Genomic DNA, 10,278 nt, shown 5'->3' with positions numbered 1-10,278 from the left:
CCATTTACCTCGGGTTCCAACCTGCGTACAGCTGCCACCCTAATTCGTTTGGAACCGAATGGGGCAGCTGAAACTCGTCAAATGGAGATTCAGTATGTTCAAAGTAACTCCCAATCCCCCGGAAACCGATCCCGATTTCCAAGCTGCCTTGGAAGCCGAGAAGCTCAGCGAAGCCGCAGACCGCGCCCTCTCTCATTACTTCCCGCCCCCTCACGAAAAACCGGCCAAGCGCCGAAAATTCCAGCTGTTCACCGTCTCTCCTGACATCGGCACTGAAGCACTTCTGGCCAATGCCTCCGAAGACCTGCTGTCCATCAGTGCCATTGCGGCCGATCTGGCGGACGGCGTGGAGGGTTCGCGCCGTTCGGTAGCCTTGGCGCTCAGCCGCATGGCCGATGGTGTGCATTTGTTGGTGGAGCGGGCGTTGGATCACCATGAGGCGTTGGCTCAGGCCAAGGTTTAGCCGTCAGATTTTTGGTGAATTGGAGGCCGCTTTCGCGAGCAGGCTCGCTCCCACAGGGTTTGGTATTCGCCGCAAAACCATTGTGGGAGCGAGCCTGCTCGCGAAGGGGCCCTTCAGACGAGCGCAGCACCTACCAACAACTCCTCCAGCGCCAACAAATCCGGCACCTTGGCCACTTGGTCCGCCACCTGCACCGCTGCTTTCTCCAGAGGGCACAACGGCACATCCACATAGCTCAATTGACTGTCGAGCTTGTACGAACGCGGAATCCCCTGGACCAGAATCGCGATGAACTTCAGCTCGGGCCGACCGCCGAGCGCGTTGAGAATGACAATTCGCGCGCGTTCGCCGATGACGATTTTCTGCCCGCACGCCGACTCGAAGCTGAGCAATGGTATCTGCCGGTCGCGCCACGCTACCCTTCCCAGATACCAAGGTGGTGAGTCCAAGTCGATGGCTGCGGGTTGGTAACCAATCAGTTCAGCCACCGCGACGTTAGGCAGGATCAGGTGGCGGTCAGCCAAAGGCAGTAGCAGGCCGGTGAGTTGGCTGTCGCGCGGGTCGTGGCGACGCTCATGCATGGGTCTTGCTCCACAGGGCAATGCTTTCAAGCAATACCGATTCCTGGTACGGCTTGCCAAGGTAGTCGTTGACGCCAATGGCCATGGCCCGGTCGCGGTGTTTCTGGCCCGTGCGGGAGGTGATCATGATGATCGGCAGGTGCCGCAGACGCTCATCGTTGCGCACCTGGGTCGCGACTTCGAAGCCATCCATTCGCGGCATTTCGATGTCCAGCAGCATCAGGTCCGGGATGTGCTCTTCCAGCAGCAGCATGGCGTCGACACCGTCCTTGGCGGTCAGCACGTTCATGCCGTGGCGTTCAAGCAAACGGCTGGTGACCTTGCGCACGGTGACCGAGTCGTCGACCACCATCACCAGCAACGGCCGCTGCGGCTCGACCTCGACGTCGTGACTGACCGGACGCTGCGGCGCGCGGGCTTGCATGGCGCGAACCGGCGCCAGCAGGTCCAGGATCAGCACCACCCGACCGTCCCCCAGAATCGTCGCCCCGGACACCCCTTGCACAGCGGCAAACTGCGGGCCGAGGCTCTTGACCACGATCTCGCGCGTGCCGGCCATGGCATCGACCTGCACTGCAATATGACGCTCGTTGCATTGCACCAGCAATACCGGCAGCGGCAGGCTCTGGCCCAACAGCCGTGGACGCGGGCTGGTTTTCAGCAGCTCGCCCAGGTAACACAGTTCATAGCACTGACCGGCGTATTCGTAGGTCGGCGGATCAAGGCGGAAATGCCCTTCAAGTTCGTTGGGCAACACGCGGACAATCCCATCAATGGTGTTCAGTGGAATGGCGTATTGATCCTCCCCGCATTGCACCATCAGCGCCCGGTTGACCGACACAGTGAATGGCAGGCGAATGCGAAAATGCACACCCTGCCCTGGCACTGAGTCGATACTCATGGTGCCGCCCAGTTGCCGCACCTCTTCGTGCACAACGTCCATGCCGACCCCGCGCCCGGAGATCTGGGTGATTTTCTCGGCGGTGGAAAACCCCGGCTGCAGGATGAATTGCAACACGTCGTGGTCGCTGATGACACTGTTCGGGTCGAGCAGGCCGCGTTTGATCGCCTTGCGCCGAACCGCCTCCAGTGGCACGCCGGCACCGTCATCGCGAATATCGAAAATGATGTCGCCACCTTCGCGCAACAGATCCAGGGTGATCCGCCCTTGCGCCGGCTTGCCCGCCGCTAACCGCACAGTGGCTGATTCCAGGCCGTGGTCGACGGCATTGCGCAGCATATGCTCCAGTGGCGCCGCCATGCGTTCGAGCACATTGCGATCCATCTCGCCTTCGGCGTTGCCGACGATGAACTCGACGTCCTTGCCCAACTCACTGGCAACCTGGCGAACAATGCGCTTCAAGCGCGGCAGCATCCGCTCGAACGGCACCATGCGCGTGCGCATCAGGCCTTCCTGCAATTCGGTGTTGATGCGGCCCTGCTGTTGCAACAGGTTTTGCGCATCCTGGTTGCGGCGGTCGAGGGTTTCCTTGAGATCAAGCAAGTCGGAGGCGGATTCGAACAGCGCTCGCGACAGTTGTTGAAGTTGCGAGTGGCGATCCATTTCCAGCGGGTCGAACTCTTCGTAGCCCAGGCGCTCGGCATCGACTTGCTGACGACTGAGAATCCTGCCCTGGGTTTCGGTATCGAGCCTGCGCAACTGGTCGCGCATGCGCTCGATGGTGGTTTCCATCTCGTTCAGGGCGACCTGCGCGTCGTTGACCTGCTGTTCGATGCGACCGCGAAAGATCGAGGTTTCAGCGGCCAGGTTGACCAGGTCGTCGAGCAGTTCCGCCGAGACCTTGACCATATCCGCCCCGGCATCGGACTGCAGCGGAGGTGCCTCGGTTTTTGCCGGAACGGTGAGTGGCGCCGGGGCTTCAGGCAGCACCGGGTGACTGAAGTTCTGGATGGCATCGATCAGCCGGTCGGCCGGCGGCAATGGCTCACCGGCGCGCGCCGCGTCGAGCATCTGCGCCAGCCGGTCATGGCTGCGCTGCAGCAGCTCGAACAAAGCCGACGTGGGTTGCAGCATGCCGGTGGATAAACCTTCGTAGAGAAACTCCAGCTCGTGGGCCAAATCGCCAATGGGAGCGATTTCCACCATGCGCGCACCGCCCTTGAGGGTATGCAGGTCGCGCAGCAGGGTTTCCATTTCCTGCCGGTTCGACGGCTCGGCCTGCCAGCGCAGCAGTGCCGCCCCGGAGCTTTCGATGATGTCGAAGCCTTCTTCAAGAAAGATGTCCAGCAACTCGCTGTCATGGTGGGCCGAGTCGACGCCAGCGGCAGCTTCGATTACATCGGCATTGTTTGCGTGGCTTTGCCTGAACGCGCGAATCGCTTCGATCAGTTCCCCGGGATCGCCCAGGGCCTGATGGTCTTGCAACTGCTCAAGCAACTGCGCCAGATGGTCATGGCTCAGTTGCAGCAATTGCGTCAACACTTCGCTGTGGCTGTAACGGCGGTCCGCCAGGCCCTCATAGAGGTTTTCCAGTTCCTGTGCCAGGTCTGCGACCGGTTCGACCTCGGCCATCCGCGCGCCACCCTTGAGGGTGTGCAAGTCGCGCTGCAACGAGGACAGCGGCGCGGGGTTATGCGGGTCACTGACCCAGCGTTGCAAGGAATGGTTGGCGCTTTCGAGGATATCCTCGGCTTCCTCAAGGAAGATCGAAACGATGTCGTCGTCCAGTTCGGCTGCGCGGTCTCCTGTAGGAGCGAGCCTGCTCGCGATGGGCTCATAGGCGCCGCGTTTATCCAATGAAAGCGCGTCATCGTTAGCGTCCATCGCGAGCGTGCTCGCTCCTACAGGGGGGAGCGTGCGCTCGAGTTCGGCGGTGGCGGCGCCCAGCTCGCGGATGCTCAAGGTGCGACTGCCGTCACTGCGGATCAGGCCCATGGCCGAAGGGTCCAGGCTCTGATCGAGCAAGCCGTGCAAGGCCCGAATCCTTTCCGGGCGCGGGCTGACTTCCTGGCCGGCAGCCAGCTCATCAAGCATGTTGATCAGCGCTTCGTGGGCACTTTGTGCTTCATGGAAAAATTCCTCGCTAACCGCCAGGCTGCTCTCTTCCACAGCACCGTAGAGGTCGAGCAAGGCTTCGCAGAGCTCATCCACCGGATGCAGGTCGGCCAGGTGCGCGCCTTCGCCGAGGGTGGTCAATTCGTCCAGCAGTGCACTGAGCTCCTGGCGTTCGCCTGGATGCTGCTGCCAGCGCCGCAACAGGCTTTCGGCGTCGAGCAGGATGTCCATGCCCTGGGCCAGGAAGTTGTTGATCAACTGCGGGTCGCGCTTGATCCTCAGGCCGGCACTGGGCGTGCTCAAGTGACTTTGCAGGCGTTCGGCGAGCAGCGCCCTGGCGCGTTCGATCAGGGTCCCGGAGCCGGGGATTTCAGCCAACGGGTCGGTCTTGAGCTGACGCAAGCCAAGACGGAACAGACCTTCGGCCTCCAGCAGCACCTCGACTTCGTCCAGGTCGAGCGCGATCAGATGAGCCTTGTACTCCCGGGCCAGTTGGTCGAGCGTCGTCGCCAGCTCGGCAATCGGCACCACCCCGGCCATCGACGCACTGCCCTTGAGGGTGTGCAAAGCACGCTGCAGCTCATCGCTGGCCTGCAGCGGCAGGCGTTCGGCGGCCTGGTCGAGAAAGCGGTTGAGGCTGCTCAAATGGGTTTCGGCTTCCTTGCGGAAGATTTCCAGCAATAGCGGGTCGAGGGCCGCGACGTCCTGGGTATCCTCGTCCGCTGCCAGGGTATCGCCCTTGGCCAGGGCGTGGGCACGGGCCGCCAACTGGTCGACATCATTGCGCTGACGCTGGGCATCGGTGGCATATTCGGCCACCAGCTCCGGCAGCAGATCGAGCACATCGTCGAGCAGTTGCTGCACGCTGGCGCCAGGCTCCACGCTGTGTTCCAGCACGCGGTTAAGCAGGTTTTCCACCGCCCAGGCCAATTCGCCAAGCACCAGGGCTCGCACCATCCGGCCACTGCCCTTGAGGGTATGAAAGGCACGGCGCAATTCACTCAGGGCCAAGCGGTTGGTGGGATCCGCCGACCAGCGTGGCAAATGCTCGCGAAGGATCTCCAGCACTTCATCCGTTTCTTCGAGGAATACTTCGCGCAACTCCTCATCCACCGGCTCTTCGCCTGAAGGTGGCGGCAGCAGGCTATCCGGGGTGTCGAGCGCGGGCGGGTTGAGGGCCGAAACCGGGCTGGCCAGCACATCAGCCAGGGCCTGGGCGATGGCCGGGGCATCCCGCTCCTGCTGTTGCCGCAGGGACTGCGCTTCGCCGGGGCTCAGGACATCCGCAAGCACTGGCACCTGTCGTTCGCTGGGGAAAAACCCGAGTGAGGCCAGGCTACTTTGCGCCACGTCGAGCAGACCCTCACCGGGTGCTTCGGGGTCGTCGTTGAGGCGTTCAAGGTAATACTCGATGCTGGTGATCACGTCGGCCAGGCTGTCCAGCGCCTGCCAGCCGGGCTGATCCGGCTCTAGCAGCAGGTGTTCATGAATGTAGTGATTGCAGGTTTCGATCAGGCCCGCCGCCCGGGTCAACGGGATCATCGCCAGCGCACCCCGAACCTGGGTCAGCAGGTCCGGCAGCTCCTGCAGGTGCTGTCGGTCCCAATCGGCATCGATGTAGTCGACGATCATGTCCTTGGCTTGCTGCAGACAGATGCGCGCTTCCTTGATGACGATCTGGTGGATCTGCGTCAGGTCGGTGGTGGGCAGCCGACTGTCTTCCTGGCTTTCAGGCTCTACGGTGCCGACCATGCCAGCCAGCGTCGCTTCGACGTAAAGCAAGGCCCCGGCCACGTCCATGAGGATCGCATCATCGGGTACGCGCTGGCCTTGGGCCAGGCTCAGCACCACGGCCAGTTGATCGATGATGACCTTGCGGGGTTGGCCGAAACCCAGCACCGCCAGGGTGTCAGCGATTTGCCGCAGGGGTGCCAGCAGGCTGTCGAGGTCCGAAGTGTGTTGCCGGTCGCTGCGCACGAACAGGTCCAGGCGCTCCTTGACCCGCACCAGCTCTTCGCACAATGCCGCCAATACCGAGCGCATGGCATCACGATCAGGACCGGCCAGGCGGGCGCGTTCTTCGTCGACCATCGCGCTGTCAGGCAATGCATCGTCCAGTGCGTAGCGATCTTTCATGGTCAGCATCTGCCCGGTGGGATGTTCGGCCTTGGCAATGTAGAACAGCAAACTCTTCAGCAACTCGGGTGGCGGCGGCTGATTGATGCCCTGCATGCCCTGTTCGAGCAGACGCTTGAGCTCTTTGTCGGCCTCCTTGAACAGGCTGCGCAAGGCCGGACTGTTGGTAATGACGCCGGCGCGCATGCCTTCGACCAGCGCTGAAGCGACCTGCCACAGTGGGCTCAGGGGCGCTGAATCGCACAAGCCTTCCAGACGCGTAAAGACCTTGGCCAGGTACTCCAGGTGCGTGTCGTCATCCTGCTCGCGCAGCAACCCGACCAGGGCCATCTGCAACATTTGCCGCAACTTGCGCAGTACATTCGGCAGGTCCGCCGGCTCCAGCCGCGCCAGGGACGCTTGATCCAGGGCAGGCAGGTCTGGCAACTGCGGGCTGAACAGGCTGGTTTCCGACAACAGGCTTTCGCCGCGGGCGCTGCGCAGGTCGTTGATCAGCGGCAACACGACCAAAGGCAGATCGCGGCGGGCACCTTGCACGCGATCCAGATAGATCGGCAACTGCCCCAGCGCTTGCAGCATTAGGTGCAGCGCCTCGTCACGATGATGGACGCGATTGTGTTGCAAGGCGGTGACCAGTTGCTCCATTTCTTCGGCGAGCAAGGCCGCGCCGTAGAATTCGACCATCTGCAGACTGCCGTGAACCTGATGGATGCACGCCAGGCATTCGCTCAGGGCGTGCGTCGCCTGCGGGTCATCAAGCTGGGTTTCGATCGCGTGATGAGCCTGCTTCAGCGTTTCGGCAATTTCGCCTTTGACCCATTCGAGGGCCACATAGTCGTGCCGATCACCCATAACCACTCCAATCCCCACTTCTATCAAGATAGCCATGCCCGGGGGCGGTTCAAGCTTTGTCCGCGACCTGCGCCTGGGTGGCCGGCAAGGTGAAGCCAGACACCGAACGCCGCAACTGGCTGGCCATTTTTGCCAGGTTGCCGATGCTCTCGGCGGTGGCGGTAGAGCCGGACGAGGTCTGCGAAGTGATCTGCTGGATCACGTTCATCGTCAGGGAAATCTGACCGGCAGACGACGTTTGTTGTTGCGCCGCGTTGGAAATACTCTGGATCAGCGCCGCCAGGGTCTTGGACACCCCTTCGATTTCTTCCAGGGCCACACCGGCATCCTGCGCCAGACGCGCGCCGCGCACCACTTCGGTGGTGGTCTGCTCCATGGAAATGACCGCTTCGTTGGTGTCGGCCTGGATCGCCCGCACCAGGGTCTCTATCTGCCGCGTTGCGGCCGAAGAACGCTCCGCCAGGCGCTGCACCTCGTCGGCGACCACTGCGAAACCACGCCCGGCATCACCGGCCATGGACGCCTGGATCGCCGCGTTGAGGGCGAGGATGTTGGTCTGGTCGGCAATGTCATCGATCAAGCTGACGATATCGCCGATTTCCTGGGAGGACTCGCCAAGGCGCTTGATTCGCTTGGCGGTGTCCTGAATCTGTTCGCGGATATTGTCCATGCCATGGATGGTGTTGTGCACCACTTCGTTGCCCTTGTTGGCGATTTCCACCGAACGCTCGGCCACCGCCGAGGATTCCGCGGCGTTGGCCGACACCTGATCGATGGACTCAGCCATGTCGTTGATCGCGGTGGAGGCTTCGGAAATCTGTTGGGCCTGATGTTCCGAGGCCTGCGCCAGGTGCATTGCGGTAGCCTGGGTTTCCTGCACGGCGGCTGCAACCTGGCCCGCCGTCAGGTTGATCGTTGCCACCAGATCGCGCAGTTGGTCCACGGAATAGTTGATCGAGTCGGCGATGGTCCCGGTGAAGTCTTCGGTTACCGTGGCGGTCACGGTCAGGTCGCCGTCGGCCAAGTCTTCGATTTCGTCGAGCAGGCGCATGATCGCGTTCTGGTTGCGCTCGTTTTTTTCAGCGGTCTCGCGCAGCTGGCGATTGGTTTCGCGCACCATCACCAGGCCGATGAGGATGATCGACATCAGCGCCCCCAGGCCCAGGACATAACCGCCGATGGTGTCGGTGTCACGCCCTCCGGCGAGGTTTTCAAAGCCGCTGGCCAAATGGGAAGCTTCGTCGAGCAGGGTTTGCGAAAGGCTGAAAATATTGGTGGCCGACTCACGAACCTTGAACAGCTCCGGTGAGGTTTCGAGGATTTCGTCCACTGAGCCTGAGACGAATTCGAACAGCTCTGATATCTCGATCAGCCGCGCGCGCGCGTCACGGTCCTCGACCTGGCTGACCCGCAGAGATGCGTTGCCCTGGAGCATGCCGTTGAGCACCTGGCCGAACCGCGCCGCATCACGGCCGAACGCATCGGCGGCCTGCTGTGAGTTTTCGTCGCCGGACAACACGGTATTGACCGCCCCTAAAATACGCTCGGCCAACAGTGATTGACGCTGCGCCATCGCCACCTGAGCCGCCGGGGCGCCACGTTGCAGCAGGGTTTCCACCACCTTTTCGTATTCAACCTGCAACTGCGGCACGGTTTCGGCCAGGGTCGCGGCGACTTGATGCAGCGACAGCACCGTCTGTTCACTGGACAGGATCGCATCGGTGTTTTTCAGCAGGCGCTCCCAGTCCAGTTGCACGGCGCGCATTTCCGGGCGCACGCTGGGCGGTGCCGGTGGCAGGCCGGTGGCGGGGTCGCCTTTCTTCAGATAGCTCCAGCGCCGGGCGAAATCGTTGCGCGCATCGCTGAGCAACTTGAATGCCGCAGCCTTGCCGGCCGCGGCTTCGGTAGCATTCTTGGCGATGCGCTGGGACAACACGCGCAGCTCACCGGCGTGACCGATGTACTGTTTGTCGTAGGTGGCCTGGGTGTTGAGGTACGCGAAGTTGGCGAACAACAACATGATGAAGATGATCAGGGCGATGAACAGCGCGATGATCTGCGATCGACTGCGCGACGCCTCCATTGGCTTGCCTGTTTTTGCTTTTATCATCGGTCTTCGCCTGTTAACCCACTTCTGGGCCTGACAGAATCCCCTGTGGGAGCGGGCTTGCTCGCGAAAGCGCCAGTCCATTCAACATTGATATTGACTGATCTACCGCTTTCGCGAGCAAGCCCGCTCCCACATTTAGAACTGTGTCGTTCCATTTAAATGGCAACATTCATGAACCCCTGCGACCGCGCCAGCGTAAAGAGGCTCAACACCTGCCAGCTCTGCTCGCGCTGAAACCGGCCGGTGATGAACGGTGCGATCGGGCCGCCCGGTGCGTCTATTGGCTGCAGACTGTCGCGGGCAAAGTGCTGCAAGCCGAAGACTTCATCGACCAGCAACCCGGCAAACACCTCGTCATGTTCCACCACCAATACGCGCCGCTGCTTGCGCGTCGCCGAGATTTCCAGGCCAAAAAAACCGCACAAATCAATGATCGGCAACAAACGCCCGCGCAGATTGGCCACGCCCTTTACCCAGGACTTGACCCCCGGCACCAGCGTAAAACGCGGTTCGTGCAACACTTCACCGATTTCGCCCATGGGCGCGACGTACCACTGTTCGCCCAAGCGAAAACCGATGCCGCTCCAGCTGTCCTGGCGGGCGGGCTGGGACGGCAAGTCCGCCGCCAGCAAGCGACAACGCCGGTCGATCTGCAATAGCAGTTCGAAGGCGGTCAGTGATTCGCTCATGGCCCTGTGATCAACCGGCCAGCACGTTGTTCAAGGTCTTGATCAGGGTATCTTCGTCAACCGGCTTGGTCAGGTAGTCCTTGGCCCCTTGGCGCGTACCCCAGACCTTGTCGGTTTCCTGATCCTTGGTGGTGATGATAATCACCGGGATGTGCCCGGTTTCCGGGTCTTTGGTCAACTGGCGAGTCGCCTGGAAGCCATTGAGTCCGGGCATGACGATGTCCATCAGCACTGCGTCGGGTTTTTCCTGGCGGGCCAGCGCCACGCCGTCTGCGCCGTTTTCGGCTTTCAATACTTCATGACCGTGCTTCTCCAGCATGCCGGTCAATTTGTACATTTCGGTCGGCGAATCATCGACGATCAGGATACGTGCCATGGTCTTCCCCATTCTTGTCGGCGCAGGGCCCAATGGCCGAGCGTCACTGTAGGTG

General features: G+C 61.7%; 6 protein-coding genes. 1 reads left to right on the top strand and 5 read right to left on the bottom strand.

The features are described 5' to 3' along the window. The first annotated feature begins 94 nt into the window (after nucleotides 1-94). A complete protein-coding gene (locus PG5_RS12025) occupies nucleotides 95-463 on the top strand; it encodes a DUF6124 family protein (RefSeq protein WP_020797391.1) in 369 nt (122 codons plus the stop codon). 113 nt (nucleotides 464-576) lie between these two features. Here PG5_RS12025 and PG5_RS12020 read toward each other — a convergent pair whose 3' ends face one another. From PG5_RS12020 to pilH, 5 genes are all read right to left on the bottom strand, one after another. Further along, entirely contained in the window at nucleotides 577-1,044 is a 468-nt protein-coding gene (locus tag PG5_RS12020; RefSeq protein WP_020797390.1) for a chemotaxis protein CheW, read from the bottom strand. Beyond that, entirely contained in the window at nucleotides 1,037-7,048 is a 6,012-nt protein-coding gene (locus PG5_RS12015; RefSeq protein ID WP_020797389.1) for an Hpt domain-containing protein, read from the bottom strand. The genes PG5_RS12020 and PG5_RS12015 overlap by 8 nt, the downstream gene beginning before the upstream one ends. Nucleotides 7,049-7,097: 49 nt before the next feature. After that, complete coding sequence (locus tag PG5_RS12010) at nucleotides 7,098-9,158, bottom strand: methyl-accepting chemotaxis protein (RefSeq protein WP_020797388.1); 2,061 nt, start codon at nucleotides 9,156-9,158, stop codon at nucleotides 7,098-7,100. A gap of 155 nt (nucleotides 9,159-9,313) precedes the next feature. Continuing rightward, nucleotides 9,314-9,847 carry a chemotaxis protein CheW gene (locus tag PG5_RS12005; protein ID WP_020797387.1) on the bottom strand — a complete coding sequence of 178 codons (534 nt, stop codon included), beginning with the start codon at nucleotides 9,845-9,847 and terminating at the stop codon, nucleotides 9,314-9,316. A gap of 10 nt (nucleotides 9,848-9,857) precedes the next feature. Then, on the bottom strand, nucleotides 9,858-10,223 hold the full coding sequence (gene pilH, locus PG5_RS12000; RefSeq protein ID WP_007897961.1) for a twitching motility response regulator PilH: 366 nt from the start codon (nucleotides 10,221-10,223) through the stop codon (nucleotides 9,858-9,860). Between the last annotated feature and the right edge of the window lie 55 nt (nucleotides 10,224-10,278).

This window comes from Pseudomonas sp. G5(2012) (genome assembly GCF_000408945.1).
Classification (GTDB): Bacteria; Pseudomonadota; Gammaproteobacteria; order Pseudomonadales; family Pseudomonadaceae; genus Aquipseudomonas; species Aquipseudomonas umsongensis.
Note: the sequence above shows the minus strand (reverse complement) of the source record. Positions and strands in the feature narration are given on the sequence as shown.

What these genes read in the sequence shown, in the direction of transcription:
- PG5_RS12025 (WP_020797391.1), top strand. Translation starts at nt 95, where the DNA reads ATGTTCAAAGTAACTCCCAATCCCCCGGAAACCGATCCCGATTTCCAA.
- PG5_RS12020 (WP_020797390.1), bottom strand. Translation starts at nt 1,044, where the DNA reads ATGCATGAGCGTCGCCACGACCCGCGCGACAGCCAACTCACCGGCCTG.
- PG5_RS12015 (WP_020797389.1), bottom strand. Translation starts at nt 7,048, where the DNA reads ATGGGTGATCGGCACGACTATGTGGCCCTCGAATGGGTCAAAGGCGAA.
- PG5_RS12010 (WP_020797388.1), bottom strand. Translation starts at nt 9,158, where the DNA reads ATGATAAAAGCAAAAACAGGCAAGCCAATGGAGGCGTCGCGCAGTCGA.
- PG5_RS12005 (WP_020797387.1), bottom strand. Translation starts at nt 9,847, where the DNA reads ATGAGCGAATCACTGACCGCCTTCGAACTGCTATTGCAGATCGACCGG.
- pilH (WP_007897961.1), bottom strand. Translation starts at nt 10,223, where the DNA reads ATGGCACGTATCCTGATCGTCGATGATTCGCCGACCGAAATGTACAAA.